This is a genomic window from Streptomyces sp. NBC_00620, assembly GCF_026341825.1.
Classification (GTDB): Bacteria; Actinomycetota; Actinomycetes; order Streptomycetales; family Streptomycetaceae; genus Streptomyces.
The window spans coordinates 3,112,070-3,129,789 of the sequence record NZ_JAPENY010000001.1; the positions used below are offsets into that span (position 1 = coordinate 3,112,070).

The 17,720-nt window shown below is 71.8% G+C and carries 13 protein-coding genes; 5 read left to right on the plus strand and 8 right to left on the minus strand.

The genetic code is table 11. The features are described from left to right. Window positions 1-25: 25 nt before the first annotated feature. The 4 genes from OG246_RS14260 (at window position 26) to OG246_RS14275 (ending at window position 8,456) form a co-directional block, all read left to right on the plus strand. Window positions 26-2,041: a fatty acyl-AMP ligase gene (locus tag OG246_RS14260; protein ID WP_266461023.1), complete on the plus strand. Its 2,016-nt coding sequence runs from the start codon at window positions 26-28 to the stop codon at window positions 2,039-2,041. Then, entirely contained in the window at window positions 2,038-6,177 is a 4,140-nt protein-coding gene (locus OG246_RS14265; protein WP_266461026.1) for a type I polyketide synthase, read from the plus strand. Before OG246_RS14260 ends, OG246_RS14265 begins: the two co-directional genes overlap by 4 nt. A 9-nt stretch (window positions 6,178-6,186) precedes the next feature. Then, window positions 6,187-7,101 carry an alpha/beta hydrolase family protein gene (locus OG246_RS14270; protein WP_266461029.1) on the plus strand — a complete coding sequence of 305 codons (915 nt, stop codon included), beginning with the start codon at window positions 6,187-6,189 and terminating at the stop codon, window positions 7,099-7,101. Between the two features lie 125 nt (window positions 7,102-7,226). Continuing rightward, window positions 7,227-8,456, plus strand: a complete 1,230-nt coding sequence (locus tag OG246_RS14275) for a CdaR family transcriptional regulator (RefSeq protein WP_266461032.1) — start codon at window positions 7,227-7,229, stop codon at window positions 8,454-8,456. Between the two features lie 62 nt (window positions 8,457-8,518). Here the strand turns inward: OG246_RS14275 and OG246_RS14280 are convergent, their stop codons facing one another. After that, the gene (locus tag OG246_RS14280) at window positions 8,519-10,045 is read right to left on the minus strand and encodes a carboxylesterase/lipase family protein (protein WP_266461036.1); all 1,527 of its coding nucleotides are present in this window, start codon (window positions 10,043-10,045) and stop codon (window positions 8,519-8,521) included. A gap of 208 nt (window positions 10,046-10,253) precedes the next feature. On the opposite strand from OG246_RS14280, the gene OG246_RS14285 reads away from it, so the two are divergent. Beyond that, window positions 10,254-10,913 (plus strand): cutinase family protein, encoded by a 660-nt coding sequence (locus OG246_RS14285; RefSeq protein WP_266461039.1) that lies wholly within the window; start codon window positions 10,254-10,256, stop codon window positions 10,911-10,913. A 94-nt stretch (window positions 10,914-11,007) separates the two neighbouring features. Here OG246_RS14285 and OG246_RS14290 read toward each other — a convergent pair whose 3' ends face one another. From OG246_RS14290 to OG246_RS14320, 7 genes are all read right to left on the minus strand, one after another. Continuing rightward, window positions 11,008-12,744: a hypothetical protein gene (locus OG246_RS14290; RefSeq protein ID WP_266461041.1), complete on the minus strand. Its 1,737-nt coding sequence runs from the start codon at window positions 12,742-12,744 to the stop codon at window positions 11,008-11,010. A 171-nt stretch (window positions 12,745-12,915) separates the two neighbouring features. Next, window positions 12,916-13,440 (minus strand): helix-turn-helix domain-containing protein, encoded by a 525-nt coding sequence (locus tag OG246_RS14295; RefSeq protein ID WP_266461044.1) that lies wholly within the window; start codon window positions 13,438-13,440, stop codon window positions 12,916-12,918. After that, window positions 13,437-14,381, minus strand: a complete 945-nt coding sequence (locus tag OG246_RS14300; protein WP_266464195.1) for a glycine betaine ABC transporter substrate-binding protein — start codon at window positions 14,379-14,381, stop codon at window positions 13,437-13,439. Before OG246_RS14300 ends, OG246_RS14295 begins: the two co-directional genes overlap by 4 nt. A 14-nt stretch (window positions 14,382-14,395) precedes the next feature. Beyond that, window positions 14,396-15,253, minus strand: coding sequence for an ABC transporter permease (locus OG246_RS14305; RefSeq protein ID WP_266461046.1), 858 nt, complete (start codon window positions 15,251-15,253; stop codon window positions 14,396-14,398). Then, complete coding sequence (locus OG246_RS14310) at window positions 15,250-16,515, minus strand: betaine/proline/choline family ABC transporter ATP-binding protein (RefSeq protein WP_266461049.1); 1,266 nt, start codon at window positions 16,513-16,515, stop codon at window positions 15,250-15,252. The genes OG246_RS14305 and OG246_RS14310 overlap by 4 nt, the downstream gene beginning before the upstream one ends. Continuing rightward, window positions 16,508-17,155 carry an ABC transporter permease gene (locus tag OG246_RS14315; RefSeq protein ID WP_266461050.1) on the minus strand — a complete coding sequence of 216 codons (648 nt, stop codon included), beginning with the start codon at window positions 17,153-17,155 and terminating at the stop codon, window positions 16,508-16,510. The genes OG246_RS14310 and OG246_RS14315 overlap by 8 nt, the downstream gene beginning before the upstream one ends. Before the next feature lie 23 nt (window positions 17,156-17,178). Next, window positions 17,179-17,649, minus strand: a complete 471-nt coding sequence (locus tag OG246_RS14320) for an Lrp/AsnC family transcriptional regulator (RefSeq protein WP_266464196.1) — start codon at window positions 17,647-17,649, stop codon at window positions 17,179-17,181. Window positions 17,650-17,720: the final 71 nt, after the last annotated feature.

The following is a 17,720-nucleotide window of genomic DNA, read 5'->3' on the forward strand; positions in this document are numbered from 1 at the left end:
CCGCAGTGACATGAGGAGCCGCCCCATGCCCGCGCACCCCCTGACCGACGCCGACCCCCTTCCCAGCACCCTCCCCGCCCTGCTGGAGCACTGGGCCGCCGCCACCCCGGCCCGCCGTGCCTTCACCTTCGTCGACCACCCCACGTACGACTCCAGGGGCGTCCACCGCACCCTCACCTGGCGCCGCCTCGACCTGCGCACCCGGGCCGTCGCCGCCCGGATCGCCCGCAGCACCGCCCCCGGCGACCGGGTCGCCCTGCTCTGCCCGCAGGGCCCCGACTTCGTCATCGGCTTCCTGGCCGCACTGGCGGCCGGCCGCGTCGCCGTCCCCATGTTCACCCCCGACCTGCCGGGACACGGCGACCGGCTCGCCGCCGTGCTCGGCGACGCGCGCCCCTCCGCCGTGCTCACCACCCGCGACAGCCTCGACACCGTACGAACCTTTCTCGACGACCAGCAGATACTGACAACGCTGCTCGCCACCGACCTCGTCCCGGACAGCGAGGCCGAAGGCTGGCAGCCGCCCGAGGTGGCGGAGAGATCCACCGCCTACCTTCAATACACCTCCGGATCCACCCGGGTTCCGGCCGGCGTCGAGATCTCCCACGCCAATGTCGTGGCCAACGCCCGCCAGGCGCTGACCGCCTACGGTGCCGACGAGCACCCCGTCACCACCGTCGGCTGGCTGCCGCTCTACCACGACATGGGGCTTGTCCTCAGCGTCGCGGCCCCCGTCGTACGCGGACTGCTGTCCGTCCTCATGGACCCCGCCGACTTCCTCCAGCGGCCGGCCCGCTGGCTGCGGCTGCTCGCCGACCACCCGGGCGCGATCAGCGCGGCACCCAACTTCGCGTACGACTACTGCGCTTCGGCGATCGGCGAGGAGGAGAAGGCCGGGCTCCGGCTCGACCGCGTCACCGCGCTCATCAACGGCAGCGAGCCGGTCCGCCCCGCGACCGCCGAGCGCTTCCACGCCGCCTTCGCCGCGCAGGGACTGCCGGCTGGCGCGCACTGCCCCTCGTACGGACTTGCCGAGGCCACCGTCTTCGTCTGCGCCGCCCGGCCCGGCGACCCGGTACGCAGCTTCGCCCTCGACCGCGAGGCGCTGGCCGCGGGCAAGGCCCTGCCCGTCCCGCCCGGCAACCCGGGGGCCGTCCACCTCGCCGGCTGCGGCGCGCCGGCCGGCCAGCGGGTCAGGATCGCCGACCCCGCCACCCGCACCGCTCTGGGGGAGGGCGAGGTCGGTGAGATCTGGGTCCAGGGCCCCAACATCGGCCGCGGCTACTGGAACCGCGACCCGCAGACCCGGCGCGTCTTCCACGCCGCCCTGCACGGCGCGTCCGGCAACTGGCTGCGCACTGGCGACCTCGGCATGACCCTGGACGGCCAACTCCTGGTCACCGGACGCCTCAAGGACCTGGTCATCGTCGACGGCCGCAACCACTACCCCCAGGACCTCGAAGCCACCGCCCAGGCAGCCCACCCCGCCATCCGCCGCGACCGCCTCGCCGCTTTCGCCGTCCTCCTGGCCGACGGCACGGAAGGCGCTGTCGTGGTCGCCGAGCACGGCCGTGCCGTCGCCGCCCCCGACCGCGATCCGGCCGAGGTGAGCCGTGCCGTCCGTGCCGCCCTGTCCGCCCGCCACGGCCTGCGCCTCGCCGACCTCGCCCTGGTCCCGCCGGGCACGATCCCGCGTACGTCCAGCGGCAAGGTCTCGCGGTCCCTGACCCGGACGCGGTACCTGGACGGTGAGTACGCCGCACCGGAACCCGGCGAGGCCGGGACCGTGACGCGGACGCCGGGGCCGTCCGGCGAGCAGGCCCTCAGCCGGTCGAGCCGGCACACCGTCACCGCGCCCGGGCCGCATGCCTCCGCAGGGGCGACCCCCGGCGCGCCTACCATCACGCGGCCGATGTCCGGCGCCGTGCCGGGCGGTATCGCTGCGTGGCCGGCATCGGATGCGCCGGAGGATCGCGGGCCAGGCGGCGCACCGGGTGCGCCGCACCGCAGTGTGCCTGCAGCAGGCGGTGGTGCCCCGTGACGGCCGCCGACGCCGAGGCGCTGCGGCGGCTGATCACCGAACGCGTCGCCTCGTGGGCCGGGACGGCCCCGGCCGAAGTCGCCGGGGACCGGCCGTTGGCGGACTACGGGATGTCGTCGCGGGACGCGGTGGCACTCACCGGCGAGCTGGCCCGGGAGATCGGGCGGGCGCTGCCCGCGACGCTGCTGTGGGAGACCAGCACGGTGGACGGCCTGGTGAGGCGGCTGAGCGCGGTGGCCGAGCAGGCACCGCTGATCACCGCGTCCGGCCACGCGATGCCGCTCCGGTCCGGCCGCGCGGGCCGGGCTCCTCGTGGGGGCACGGGTGGGGGTCCTCCACCGGCCTGGCGGCTGGGAGGCGCCCCCACCGGCCGAAGGCCGGGGGAGTCCCTCTCGGGAGAACGCGGTCTGCCGGCGACGCTGCCCGAACCGTCCGACGAGCCGGTCGCCGTGGTCGGCGTCGGCTGCCGGCTGCCGGGCGGCGTACGCGGGCCCGGCGACTACTGGCGGCTGCTCACGGACGGCACCGACGCCGTCTCCACCATGCCCGCCGACCGCTGGAGCGACTTCACGGCACCGCCGGACACCGCCCGGCAGGGCGGCTACCTCGGCTCGCTGGACGAGATCGCCGGATTCGACGCCGAGTTCTTCCGGATCAGCCCGAGCGAGGCGGCCGTGATGGACCCGCAGCAGCGCATGCTGCTCGAGGTCGTCCACGAGGCGCTGGACCACGCCGCCATCCCGGCCGCGTCCCTCGCCGGGACCGCTACCGGCGTCTGGGTCGGCATCTCGTCCAACGAGTACGGGCAGCTCACCGGTGCCGACCCCGCCGCCGTCGACCACCGGGCCCCCACCGGTGCGGCGCCGAGCATCGCGGCCGGACGGCTGAGTTACGTACTCGATCTGCGCGGCCCGAGCGTGGCGATCGACACCGCCTGCTCGTCATCGCTGGTCGCCGTCCACCAGGCGTGCGTGAGCCTGTGCACCGGCGAGAGCGACATGGCGCTGGCGGCCGGGGTCAACCTTCTGCTGGCCCCGGCCGTCACCGTCGCCTTCAGCAGGGCCGGGGCCCTGGCACCCGACGGCCGCTGCAAGTCCTTCTCCGCCGACGCGGACGGCATCGGCCGGAGCGAGGGCTGCGCCGTCGCGGTGCTCAAGCGGCTGCCGGACGCGCTGCGCGACGGCGACCGGGTGCTGGCCGTGATCCGGGCCACCGCCGTCAACTCCGACGGGCGCTCCAACGGCCTGATGGCGCCCAACCCCGAAGCGCAGCGGGCCCTTCTGGAGGCGGCGTACGGCCGGGCCGGCCTCGACCCGGCCACCGTCGACCTCGTCGAGGCGCACGGCACCGGCACCCCGCTCGGCGACCCGATCGAGGCGGACGCGCTCACCGCCGTACTGGGCCGCGAACGCGATCCGGACCAGCCACTCCTGCTCGGCTCCGCCAAGAGCAACCTCGGCCACCTCGAATCGGCCGCCGGGATCGCCGGGCTGGTCAAGACCGTGCTCGCGCTGCACCACGACCGGATACCGCCGTCACTGCACTGCGAGCGGCCCGCCCCCGCCGACCCCCGGCTGCGCGTCGTCACCGAGCCTGAGCCCTGGCCCCGCTACGGCGGCACGGCCGTCGCGGGGGTGTCCGCCTTCGGCTTCGGCGGCACCAACGCCCATGCCGTACTGGAGGAATGGCAGCCGTCGGACCAGCCGCCCGCCACCCCCGCGCCGCCCGACATCCTGCAGCTCAGCGACGCCGACGCCGCCCGGGTCCGTGACACCGCAGGCCGCATCGCCGACTGGCTCGACACCCCCGACGGCCGCACCGCCGGCCTCGGCGACCTCGCCCGCACCCTGGCCGGCCGCACCGGCCGGGGCCCCGCCTGCGCCGCCGTCACCGCCCGCGACCGCCCCGGCCTGACCGCGTCGCTGCGCGCCCTCGCCGAGGCCCGGCCCGACCGGGGGGTCGTCACCGGCGACCGCGACCGCATCGGCCCCGGCGTGGTCTGGGTCTTCTCCGGCTACGGCGGCCAGTGGCCCGGCATGGGCCGCGAACTCCTCGCCGCCGAACCGGCGTTCGCCGCCGCCGTCGAGAAACTCGAACCCGCCCTCGCCGCCGCCTGCGGCATCTCCCTCCACGAGAGCCTGGAGCGCGGCACCGGCCTGGACCGCCTGGACACCGCCCAGCCCGTCCTGTTCGGCATGCAGGTCGCCCTCGCCGAACTCTGGCGTGCGTACGGCGTCGAACCCGCCGCGGTCATCGGCCACTCCATGGGCGAGGTCGCCGCCGCAGTCACCGCGGGCGGCCTCGACCCCGAGGACGGCGCCCGCGTCATCGCCGTACGCTCCCGGCTGCTCACCTCGCTCAGCGGTGGGGCGATGGCCGTCGTCGACCTGGACGACACCGAACTCGCCGCGATCTCAAGCGACTTCCCCGGCGTCCACGTCGCCGTCCACTCCTCGCCCGGCCAGAAGGTGGTGACCGGCGAGGCCGCCGCAGTCGCCCGCCTCGCCGACCGTCTCACCGCGCTCGGCCGCCCGGCGCGCACCATGCCCGTTCAGGGCGCCGGCCACTCGCCGCAGGTCGACCCGCTGCTTCCCGAACTGACCGCCCGGCTGGACGACGTACGGGGCAAGGCCGCGCCCGTACGCGGCTACTCCACCGTCCACGACGACCCCAGAGCCCCCACGGCCTACGACGCCGCCCACTGGGCCGCCAACCTCCGCCGCCCGGTACGGCTCGCCCAGGCCCTCGCGGCCGCCGCCGAGGACGGCCACACCGCCTTCGTCGAGATCTCCCCGCACCCCACCCTCCTCCACCCCCTCGCCCAGACCCTCCCCGACGCCCTCGCCCTCCCCACTCTCCGCCGCGGCACCGACGCCCCGCTCACCTTCCGCGGCCACGTCGCCGCCCTGCACGCCGCCGGCCACCCGCTCCCGGCCCCGCCCGGCCGCGTCATCGACGTCCCCGGCCCGCGCTGGCGCCACACCCGCCACTGGTGGACCGACCGGCCCGCCCCGGCGACGGCGACGGCGTCGGCGGGCGCCGCGACGGACGGCGAGGAGGAGGTGTCGTCGGCTGTACGACGCCTCCTCCACCACTTCGCGGCCGTAACCGGCCATCTGCCTGAGCACCTCGGCCCGGCGACAGCCCTCGCCGACCTCGGCCTGGACTCGCTGATGGCGGCCCGTATCCGGGTCGCCGTCGAGGCCGAGTTCGGGGTGGAGTTGCCGCTGCGCGAGTTGTTACGGTCCACCACGATTCACGACGTGGCGGCCCAGCTCGGGCTTGCGCCGGAGCCCGGGGTGCCCGAGGCCGGGGTTTCGCTCCGGACCCCGCCCCTTCCCGAAATCGCCGGACGGGCTGAGTTACGCGCCCTGCGCAGCACCGGCACCCGCCCGCCGCTGTTCCTCGCGCACGCCGCCGGCGGCCCCACCACCGTCTACCGCAATCTCGCCGAACTCCTCGGCCCCGACCAGCCCGTCATCGGCCTCGAACGGATCGAGGAGGCCGGCACGGTCGCGGCCAAGGCCCGGCGCTACGCCGAGGCCATCCGGATCGCGTACCCCAACGGCCCCTACCGCCTGGGTGGTTGGTCGTTCGGCGGCTTCGTCGCGCAGGAGACGGCGCGACTGCTCACCGCCGCGGGGCAGGACGTGGACGCGGTGATCCTCATCGACTCCGTACGGCCGCTGCCGGTCGGGGGCGACAGGACGCGGGCGCACTTCGAGGGCTTCGCCCAGTACGTGGCCGACACCTACGGAGCGCGCCTCGACCTTCCGTACGACGTCCTGGCCGCGATGGACGACCGGGGCCGGATCGAGCGCGTCCTGCGCATCCTCCGCGAGGCCGCCGACATCCCGCCCGCCGCGCTGGAGCACCAGCGGACCTCCTACCTCGACCTGCGGATCGGCGAGGCGCACACGCCCGGGCCCTACGCGGGCCGGGTGATCCTCTACCGGGCCACCGAGCCCGCGCCGCACACCGTGCGCGATCCCGCGTACGAGCGCGAGGACGACGCGCTCGGCTGGGACGAGGTCTGCCCCGACCTGGAGGTCGTTCGCATCGGCGGCCACCATCTGTCCCTGCTCGACCCGCCCCATGTCAACGCCATCGCCGAACACCTCGACCGCACGTTCTGAGGAGCCGCCATGCACCGCCGTACCGTCGTCAAGGCCGCGGCCGCCACCGGCCTCGCCGCGCTCTTCGGAGCCGTCGCCACCACTCGCGCGGGCGCCGCGACGCAGATCAGCGAGCGCGTGTTCGACCTGTCCATCGCCTCGGCCGCCCTGGGCCGCAGCGCACCCGTACGGCTGATCCTCCCCACCGCCTACGATGCCCAGCCCACCCGCACCTGGCCCGTGCTTTACCTGCTGCACGGCGCCCACGACGACTACAACTCCTGGACCCGCGAGACCGACATCGAGGCATTCACCGAGGGGCTGGGCCTCATCGTCGCCATGCCCGACGGCGGCCCCACCGGCATCCCCACCAAGTGGCGCGACGGCACGGACTACGAGACCTTCCAGCTGGCCGAGGTCCACGCCGTCCTGCGCGGCGCCTACCGGGCCTCCACCGTCCGGGCCGTGGCCGGGGTCTCCACCGGCGGCTACGGCGCGATCGCCCACGCCGCCCGCCACCCGGGCGCCTTCGCCGCAGCCGCCTCGTACAGCGGCATCCTCGACACGACGCTGTTCGGCGTGCCGCCGCTCGTCGACGCGATCGTCGCCCGCGAGAACGTGGCGGCGTGGTCGCTCTGGGGCAACCCGGTGTTCCAGTACGCCACCTGGCGCGACTACAACCCCCGGGTACGCGCGTCGGCGCTGAGCGGCACACCGCTGTACGTCTCCAACGGCAGCGGCCTGGCCGGCGGCACCGGCGACCTGCTGCCCGAGGCCCTGGAAAGCGCCCTGTGGCCGTCCGCCCACAGCTTCACCTCGGCGCTGAACCTGCTCCGCATCCCGGTGACGACTCACTACTACTCGGGGGGAGGGCACAGCTGGGCTTACTGGCAGCCGGAGTTCAGGGCATCATGGCCAATTCTCGCCTCCGCGCTGGGGCTTTAGCGAGGACATTGTCACGGAAGGACAAATACCGGTGACGGGGCTGTGCGCCAGGACAGGACCGGCGCACACCCGCACCGGATATCGTCTACGGCCCAAGCCGCCGCCGAGCGGAAGGAGCGTCCGCGATGATCCCCATCCCCCAGGGCATCACAAGCGATCCCTTCACCGCCGTACCCGAAGAGCTGGTCAAACTGCTGCGCGACCAACTCGAGGAGACTGCCGACGAGGTCGAGCGAGAGGTACGCGTCGGCATCCCCGAGTACGCCAGACACGGCGACAACTACGTCAAGAATCTCAGAACCGGCGTCGTACAGGCACTGACGCTCTTCGTCGACCTGGTCGCCGACCCGCTGCGCGACTGGGAGTCGGTCGCCGCCACGTACTACGAGATCGGCCGCGGCGAAGCCCTGGAAGGCCGCAGCCTGGACGCCCTCCAGTCCGCGCTGCGGATCGGCGGACGGGTGGCCTGGCGGTTACTGAGCCAGGTGGCGGAGGAGCAGAAGCTCGACGCCACCGTGCTGGCCGGGCTCGCCGAGGCGGCCATGGTGGCCATCCACGAGGTCGCCGAGGTGGCCACCGCCGGCTACACGGAGGCGCAGCTGCGCAGCACCGGCGAACTGCAACGCCGCCGCAAGCGCCTGATGGACCTGCTCCTCGGCGACCCGGCGGCCTCGGCCGAGGCGGTCCAGGACCTCGCGCACAGCGCGCAGTGGCCCGTGCCGCAGAAGGTGGCCGTCGTCGCCCTCGCGGCGGCCCCCGACGGCGACGACGCCACCGCCGCCGACCGGATCATGGTGCCCACCGGCGTGCTCGTCGGCATGGACAGCCGCCCGCCCCGCATGGTGGTGCCCGACCCCGAGGAGCTCAGCCGCCCGCGCGGTCGCAGCCTCGCCCTCGCCCTGCGCGGCCGCCCCGCCGCCGTCGGCCCCACCGTCCCCCTGGCCGAGGCCGCCGACTCCCTGCGCCTGGCGATCCGGGCGCTCTCCCTGATGGGTCGCGGAATCCTCCCGGGCCGCGGGGTCGTCCGCTGCACGGACCACCTGTCCACGCTGCTGCTCTACGGCGACGAGGCGCTCCTGCTGCGACTCTCCGACCAGGTGCTCGCACCCCTCGACTCCGCGCCGGGCCCGCAGCGCGACCGCCTCGCGGAGACGCTCCTCGCCTGGCTGCAGAGCGGCAGCAGCGTCGGCGAGGTCGCCACCCTCCTTCACATCCACCCGCAGACCGTCCGCTACCGCCTCCGCCAGCTCGACAAGCTCTTCGGTGACCGCCTCCGCGACCCCGAAGCCCGCTTCGACCTCGAACTCGCCCTGCAGGGCGCCTCGTTGCGTCCTGCCGCCCCGCTTGTGGAGTGAGAGCGGGCATGCGATTCCCTCCGGTTCGTGAAGGCCGGACGAGGGGGCCAGGGGGCATGGCGTCAGGGAATGAGCAGCGGCAGCGCGCCGAACGCGTGGTCGCGCCAGATGAGCCGGGCGGTGTCCTCCGGGTAGGCGGTGACCGAGGGCACCGCGTCCCAGACCCGGGTGAGGCGGTGCTCGGCGTCGTAGGGAGGCCAGCCGGGGTCGCCGTGGGCGGCGAAGGCGGTCCAGGCGGTACGTATGCGCCGGGACAGGTCGGTCGCGATGGGCGGGACCTCCTCGCCCAGGAGGACAAGGGCGAGGCCGACACCGAGGGTGCCGAAGACGAGGGGGATGTCGAGGCCGTGGCAGGCGCCGAGCGCGCCGCCGAAGGCGGGGGAGGACCAGGTCAGCTCGTAGAGATGAGCCCGGCCGCCGGCCGTGACGTGGGCCTGCGCGAGGTGCAGCGAGGGGGCGGCGAAGAGCCAGTCGGTGTGGACGCGTTCGTACAGCTCGGCGGCGTCGGCATCCGGGAAGGCCGTGCGATAGGCGCGGGGGCCGTCCGGGCCGGGGGCGAAGACACGCAGGGCGGTGGTCGCCTGCTCTTCCGTGATCCGGCCGAGCCGGTCGGCCAGGGCGACGAAAAGCCGGTACTCGTCACGGTTGTGACCGACGATCAGCTCGACATCCCGCGCCGAGCCCTCGGCGAGCGCCTGCCAGGGAGCAAGCGGCAGCACATCGCCGTCGACGACCGGTGAGAAGGGCGTAGGGGTGTGCGCCACGGCGCCCCAGCGCTCCTGGTACTGGACCATCTTGGCCGCGACCGCGTCACCCGCGGCGACGAGCCGCCCGGGCTCGACCCCGGCGAGGTGGGCGACCGTCGGGCGCAGTCCGAGCTCGGCGGCGGCGGCCCGGGCGATGTCGGCGGCCAGCCCGGCGGAGAAGAAGGTGCCGGGCACGCTCTGTGCGATGGCCCGGTGGAAGAGTCCGGCGGCGCGCGGCATGGCCAGGAGCGAGGCGATGGAGCCGGCGCCCGCGGACTCGCCGAAGACGGTGACGCGGCCGGGGTCACCGCCGAAGGCCGCGATGTTGTCCCGCACCCATTCGAGCGCGGCGACCTGGTCGAGCAGGCCGCGGTTGGCGGGGGCGCCCTCGATGTGCGCGAATCCCTCCATGCCGAGGCGGTAGTTGAAGCTCACGACGACCACGCCCTGCCGCGCGAGCACCGCGCCGTCGTACGCGACGTCGCCCGCCTCGCCCAGCAGATAAGCACCGCCGTAGATCCACACCATGACCGGAAGGCCGTCCGAACCGTCCGAAGTGCCGCCCGGGGACCAGACGTTGACCGTCAGCCAGTCGGAGTCCGTGACCGGCGGAGCCGGCGGCGCGCCCGGCGCGCCCAGTGCGGCGGACTGCGGGGGCGGCGGCCCGAACGTGACGGCCTCGCGCACGCCCTTCCACGGAAGCACGGGCCGGGGCGCGGCGAAACGCAGCTCGCCCAGTGGCGGCTGCGCGAAAGGTATACCGCGAAAGGCGGCGAGGCCGCCTTCCTCGCGTCCGCGCAACAGTCCGGCGGCGGTACGGACTTCCGGTTCGGCAAAACTCATCGAAACTTCCCACCGTTCTCAAGAATGGCCACTCACCTGTGACGACTCTGCCAAAAACAGGGAGGCTCACCTACTCAATCCCGGAGTGGAATCCGCCATCGCTTTGTCATTTCCGTCGCTAACACCTGCCAATACGGGGCCGTTACTTTCGGAGTCATCCCATTCGCCTGCGCTGTCATGCGCACTACATGCGGAGGACTCCTCCTTCATGTTCCCCCACAAGAAATCCTCTTTACTCCGGCTGACCGTCGTCGCCGCCACACTGGCCGCCGGTGGCGGTCTGGTCGTGGTGGCCGCCCCGACCGCGTCGGCCGCCTGCGCGGACATCGACGTCGTCGCCGCCCGGGGCACCTTCGAGCCGGGCACCCTCGGCGTCATCGTCGGTGACCCGGTCTTCTCGGCGCTCCAGGAGAAGATCACCGGCAAGACCCTGAGCAGCTACGCCGTCGACTACCCGGCCAACCTGTCCCTCACCTCGGCGGCCACGGGCAACGCCGACCTCGTCGACCACGTCAGGAGTCAGGCCGCCTCCTGCCCCAACCAGCGCTTCATCCTGGTCGGTTACTCACAGGGCGCCAACGTCGTCGACAACTCGATCGGCATCAGCAGCGCGGGCGCGGTCGTCGGCAGCCCGATCGTCGCCACCATCCCCGGCGCACTGGAGCCGAAGGTGGCCGCCGTACTGCTGTTCGGCAACCCGATCCGGGCGCTGGGAAAGAGCGTCACCGGCACCTACCAGAGCCGCACCATCGACTTCTGCGCCGACGGCGACCCCATCTGCGAGAACGGCGGGGACGACACCCTGGCCCACCTCACGTACGGCGATGACGCCGACGCCGCGGCCACCTTCGCCGCCGGAAAGGTGTGACCGATAGAAAGAGCCGCACAAAAAAAGGGGGCCCGGAGAGCTGCAGCTCTCCGGGCCCCCTCTGTCAGGTCCTTTGTCAGGTCCGAGTTGTCGCTCAGTTCTCCACGGCGAATTCCGCGAGGTTCGCGGACACCGTTTCCGGCTCGCCGTTGTTCTGCTCCGGCGCGGCGGTCAGCACGTCCAGGTGCTGATAGCCGGGCGCGATGACCGGGTCGAGTTCCGCGGGCGGGTCGTCGCCGAGCAGGCCGTCGCCCGCGAGCAGCGTGATGGTGGGATTGGCGGTCAGCCCGTCGGGATGCACGATGAACCTGCTCACCTGTGGGGAGGTGCCGAGTTCGATGTCGGTGACGAGCTTGGTCGGGAAGTAGTTCTCGGTGAAGTCCAGCGGCTGCTCCGACAGGCTGCGGGCGAGCTCCTGGATGTCGGTGACCTCCTTGCCGGCGTCGGTGAAGGGCGTGCCGTCGGCGGACGTGTAGCCGGGGTCGTCGGCGGCGCCCACGCGGTCGTAGTTGCGCCAGGTGTAGAGGGGGCCGTTCGGCTCGGCCGGTATCGCCTTGTACTCGGTGCCGGTGAGGGCGGACGCGCTGTCGTCGCCGTTGGCCACCGGGAAGTTCTTGTCGACGATCTCCCCTGTTCCTCCGCCGTCGAAGAAGCCGACGCTGGACTGGATGAAGGACAGCGGCACCGAGTTGTCGTCCATGAGCGCGCCGAGCGCGGCCTCGTTGGTGAGCCGGAAGTCCTCGATCGCCGGCGTCCCCACCAGGAAGGTGGCGGCGTCCTTGGAGAACAGCAGCCGGTTGGTCGCGTCGACGTTCGTGTTCGGCGGCACCGACAGGGCGAGATCCGACTCGCCGTCCGGGTTGACCGTGGCCCACAGTCCGGCCACCGACAGCAGGGTCATCGTCGCCGCGTTGATCACGACGGGCGCCTGGACGGCACGGGGCAGCAGCCCGGTGTCCAGGCCCGCCTGCACGGCGGCGTAGCCGATGCCGATGTCCGGGAGGTTGATGTCGCCGGGCATGCTGCCCTGCAGGTCGTCGAGCGAGGTGGAGATGGTGGTGTCGAGGGCGAAGTAGCCCGAGCACTGGTTGTACCCGGCGTCGGCGGTGGTGGCCGGATTCCCGTCGAAGTCCCAGGTGGCGAAGTAGCCGGTGAGCACCCCGCCGAGCGAGTGGCCGCCGCACAGCACCTTCTGCTTGCGCAGGGCCTGCGAGGGAAGTTCGGCGGCCAGCAGGTCGTACTCGTCGCGTACGGTCTGCTCAAGGCCGACCTTCGACAGCCACCCGACCTGGCTGTTGTCCAGCCAGCCGGCGAACTTCTTACCGCCCACCGCCTTGCCGTTGAAGTAGTAGTCGATCGCCTGGTGCGGGTCGCCGGAGTCCAGACCGGCCTGGACCCCGGTACGGTCCTCCAGGCAGTTCGACCGCCGGTCGAGGGCCCAGAACTCGATGTGCCGGCCCTCCTTCGCGGCCTGCGTGATCGTGTTGCGGGCCACGCTGTCGAAGGCCCCGGCACCTTCCAGGATCCCGGGCTGCGCGACCAGGATCTTGTCGGCGTCGGCCGAGGCGGCCGGGCCCTCGCTGTCCCTGTAGCGCAGATACGACAGCCAGTCGCAGGCCGCCGGATGGCTGCCCACGGAGGCGGGCAGCGGCATCCTCACCTTGACGACGGACTCGGTGACACCAGTGATGGGTGATGAGGACACGACGGGTGTCTCCACTCGCGTGGTGGCCGCCTGCGCGGCGGGCAATGCCGTCAGGCCCCCTACGGCGAGCAGCCCCGCGATCGCGGCGCTCCGCCACTTCGGACGTCTCGTGCGGCTCGTAGTCATGTACCGGACAGTAGGACCGCACCTGGCGGCGTTTCAGGCACCGCTGAGCAGATTTCGTACGACTGGCCGCGCCTTTGTCAGCAGCGGACAGTTTGCGGCTTGCCCTTAGTGAGCCGGCGCGGGTGTGGTGCAGGGCGAGGTGGGTTGTGGGGTCGGTCATCGCAGTGCCTCTCAGTCCTTGTCGATGGGGAACGAGTGGGTGTGGAAGCGCACTTGCGCCGCCTCGGGGTCGTCCTCGGCCGGGGCGAGGGCGCGGTAGCTGTTGAGCAAGTCGTGCATCTTCGCGATGAGTTCGCGGGAGAGCTCCGGTGTCAGCCGTAGCGTGAAGTCGCTCATGTCGGTGGCGCGGGTCCACTCCGGCCAGTCGTCGTGTGTGCCCAGCCAGGTCGACAGCTCACGGGCGTGGGTGGTGGCGATCTCGTGCAGGTACATGTCGGCCGCACCGCGCACGCTCGGGTCGGGGTCTTTGAGTAGCGTCTCGTCGAAGCCCAGGGCCTGAACGACCGCCTGCCACCAGCGCTCCCGCCCTTTGCCCCGATCCGGGGCGTCCTCGACGAAGCCGTGCGCGGCGAGTTGTCGCAAGTGGTAGCTGGTCGCGCCGCTGGACTCGCCCAGGCGCGCGGCGAGCATCGACGCCGTGGAGGGCCCCCGCTGCCGCAGCGCGGTGAGCTCGCCCGCCACCCGGGGGAGACTCACCCGCCCTTGACGAACCCCTCCGCCTTCATCCAGTCCAACGCCACCTGATGCGGGTCCTCCCCGTCCACGTCCACCTTTGCGTTCAGCGTCTGGGCCACGCTGTTGTTCAGCTTCTTGGTGATCGGGTCGAGGACCTCGGCGATCGCCGGCCACTTCTTCAAGGCCTTGGAGTTGATCTCGGGGGCGACGTTGTAGTTGGGGAAGAACTTCTTGTCGTCCGCCATCACCTCCAGGTTCATCGACTTGATGCGCCCGTCGGTGGTGAACACCTCCCCGTAGGTGCAAGTCCCCTTCGCCACCTGGGTGTAGATGATCCCGGTGTCCATCTGGGTGATGTTCCCGGTGGGGATGTTCATCCCGTACGCCTTCTCCATGCCCGGCAGCCCGTCTGCCCGGTTGGCGAACTCGCTCTCCACGCACAGCGTCACCGCGCCCGGGTCCGACTTGGCGAGCGCGGCCACGTCGGAGAGCGTCTTCGTGCCGTACTTCTTGAAGTTGGACTGGTTCATGGCGAGTGCGTAGGTGTTGTTGAGGGTGGACGGCGGCAGCCAGGTGATGCCGTTCTTCGCGTCCGCGTCGCGCACGGCCTCCCACTGCTTCTGCGGGTCGGCGATGGGCTCGCTGTTGCCGAGGTACGTGATCCAGGCGGTGCCCGTGTACTCGTACATGCCGTCCGCGTCCCCGCTCTTCACCGCCTCGCGGGCGCCGATCGAACCCTGGATGCCCGTGCGGTCGAGCACCTCCGCGCCGGCCGCCTGGAAGGCGATGCCCATGATCGCGCCGAGGATCAGCTGCTCGGTGAACTCCTTTGACGTCACCGTCAGATCGGCGCCGTCGAGGGGCTTGCCCTGGCCGATGGAGCCGGGCTCGACGTCGTCGACCATGGGGGAGCCGCTGGTCAGCCCGCAGCCGGACGCCGCGACAAGAACCCCGGCCAGCATCAGGCACGTACGCCTCACGACTCCACCTCCAACCCCCGTGGCCGAAGAAGCAGTTCGGCCAGCGAGGCGAGCCAGTCCACGAGCAGCGCGAGGGCCACCGTGAGGACCGAGCCGAGGACCAGGACCGGCATGCGCTGGGTGGTGATTCCGGTGGTGATGAGCACGCCGAGACCGCCGCCTCCGCCGAAGGTGGCGAGGGTCGCGGTGCCCACGTTCAGGACGAGCGCGGTGCGGACGCCCGCGAGGATCAGCGGTACGGCCAGCGGGAGTTCGATCCGGGACAGGACCCCCATCGGTGACATGCCGATGCCGCGCGCGGCCTCCAGCAGCGTCGGGTCGTTCGCCTTCAGGCCCGCGATCGTGTTGGAGAGGACCGGCAGGACCGCGTAGGCGATCATGCCGATCAGGGCCGCCTTCTCGCCGATGCCCAGCCAGATGACCAGGAGCGCGAGGAGGCCGATGGCGGGGGTGGCCTGGCCCATGTTGGCGAACGTCATCGCGATCGGGGTCGCCATACGGAACGCCCTGCGGGTCAGCAGGATGCCCAGCGGGATCGCGATGATCAGCACGAAGAACGTGGAGATCACGGTCAGTTGGATGTGCTGCCGCAGTGCCTTCCACACCAGGTCGCCCGCGATCGCGTTCTCGGAGATCGAGTCCAGGTCCGCCTGCTCGAACCAGAGCCAGGTGGCCAGGAGCACGGCCGCCAGGAACGCCGGCAGGAAGGTCAGCTTCTGCCAGCTGATCCGGCGCTTCACCGTGGCGGCGGCCGGCGGCGGGGCCTCCTGCTCGGCCGCGCCCTCGTCACGGAAGGCGAGCCCCTTGACCTCGTGCTCGCCCTCGGGGCGCTGCTTGGACGGGGGAGTGCTCACGCCTTCGCCTCCCCGCTGTCCACGCCCTCCTGCTCGAAGTGGGTCTGGTGGGCGCGCGCCTCCTCCAGCTCGTGCTGGTGCTCCATGGCGTCCAGCCGGTCGGCCTCCAGGAGTTCGTGCACGGAGTTCATCAGTGTCTCCATGTCGACGACGCCGATGTACTCGCCGCGCCGCCCGGTCACCGCGACCCGGCCCGTGTTGTCCGTGAGTACGGCCTCAAGGGCGTCCCGCAGAGTCGCATCCCTCGTCACCGTGTCGTGCACCAGCGTTCCCGCCCGCGCCAGCGAGCCCCTGGCCCGCATCAGGTCGCCGCGCCGCAGCCACTTGTAGGGGCGGCTCCGCTTGTCGAGCAGCAGGATCTCGTTCGTGCCGCTGGAGCGGAGCTTGTTGAAGATGTCCTGGAGCGGGTCGTCGACGGTGACCGTCGGATAGTCGGTGATCGCGACATCCCGTACGCGGCTGAGATTGAGCCGCTTCAGGGCCGCGCCCGCGCCCACGAACCCGGACACGAAGTCGTCGGCCGGGTTGGTGAGGATCGCCTCCGGGGTGTCGAACTGCGCGATGTGCGAGCGCTCGCGCAGCACCGCGATCCGGTCGCCCAGCTTGATCGCCTCGTCGAAGTCGTGCGTCACGAAGACGATCGTCTTGTGCAACTCGTGCTGGAGCCGGATCAGTTCGTCCTGGAGGTGGTCCCGGGTGATCGGGTCCACCGCGCCGAAGGGTTCGTCCATCAGCAGGACGGGCGGGTCGGCGGCCAACGCCCGGGCCACGCCCACGCGTTGCTGCTGGCCGCCGGAGAGCTGGCGCGGATAGCGGCCGTGGAACTCGCCCGGGTCGAGACCGACCAGGTCGAGCATCTCCTCCACCCGGGACTTGATCCTCGACTTGGACCAGCCGGTCATCTTCGGTACGAGGGCGATGTTCTGAGCGACCGTCATGTGCGGGAAGAGCCCCGAGGACTGGATCGCGTACCCGACCTTGCGGCGCAGCTTCACCGGGTCCATGTCGGTGACGTCCTCGCCGCCGATGCGGATGCGCCCGCCCGTCGGCTCGATCAGCCGGTTGATCATTTTCAGGGTGGTGGACTTGCCGCAGCCCGACGGGCCCACGAAGACGACGAGTTCGCCCGCCTTGATCTCCATGTTGACGTTGTCGACCGCCGGGTCGCTGCTGCCCGGATAGCGCTTGGTGAGGTTCTCCAGCTCGATGGTGGCGCCGGACGTGGAGGCGTGCGCGCTCTCGACCTCGGTCGTCTCAGACACGGATCCCCCTCGGGATGGTCAGCCGCCCGATGAGGACGTACGCGGCGTCGAACAGCAGCGCCAGGATGATGATCCCGAGCGTCCCCGCGAGTACCTGGTTGAGCGCGTTCTTGCTGCCCAGGGAGCCGATCCCGCGGAAGATCTCGTTGCCGAGGCCGGGCCCGGAGGCGTACGCCGCGATGGCCGCGATGCCCATCAGCATCTGTGTGGAGACCCGGATACCGGTGAGGATCGGCGGCCAGGCCAGCGGCAGCTCGACCCGCAGGAGCCGGGCCAGGCGCGACATCCCGATGCCCTTCGCCGCGTCCACGAGCGAGGGGTCGACCCCGCGCAGGCCGACGATCGAGTTGCGCACGATGGGCAGCAGCCCGTACAGCGTCAGCGCGATGACGGTCGGCGGGACGCCGAGTCCGACGATGGGGATCAGCAGACCGATCATGGCGAGCGACGGGATCGTGAGGATCATGGACGTGGTCGTGGTGGCGACGCCGCCGGCCCACTCGCTGCGGTAGGTGACGACACCGATCACCACGCCGATGACGGTCGCCACGACCATGCACTGGAAGACCGCGCTGGCGTGCTGGTACGCGTCCGTGAGCAGCTGCTGGTGGCGGCTGCTCAGGTACTCCCAGAAGTTCACGCCACGTCACCCCGGTCGGTTGATCAGTGCTCGGTCGCCGCTTGTTCCACCAGAGGGATGATCCGCAGCGGAACGGGGTTCTCCATGACGATCGCCGTGGAGGCCCGGACGATGCCATCAAAACCGACAACCCGGTCGATCACACGTTGGAGATCGGCGTTCGAGCGGGCGACGAGCCGGCACATCATGTCGCCGCCGCCGGTCGTGGTGTGCAGCTCGAGCACCTCGGGGACGGTCGTCAAGTGCGCCCGTACGTCCGCACCTTGCCCCTGCCTGATCTGCAGGGTCGCGAACGCCGTGACCGGGTAGCCGAGCGCGGCCGGATCCACCTGCGGCCCGAATCCGCGGATCACTCCATTCGATTGAAGCCGGTCAAGCCGCGCCTGCACGGTGCCGCGCGCGACGCCGAGCCGCCGGGACATCTCAAGGACGCCGATACGCGGTTCCTCGGCGAGCAGCACGATGAGCCGGCCGTCCAGATGATCGATCGCCATACGGGCCTCCGGGATGGTCATCTTGTACATAACGCCCGCTGAATCGGGCGATCGCATGAACACAATGTCCA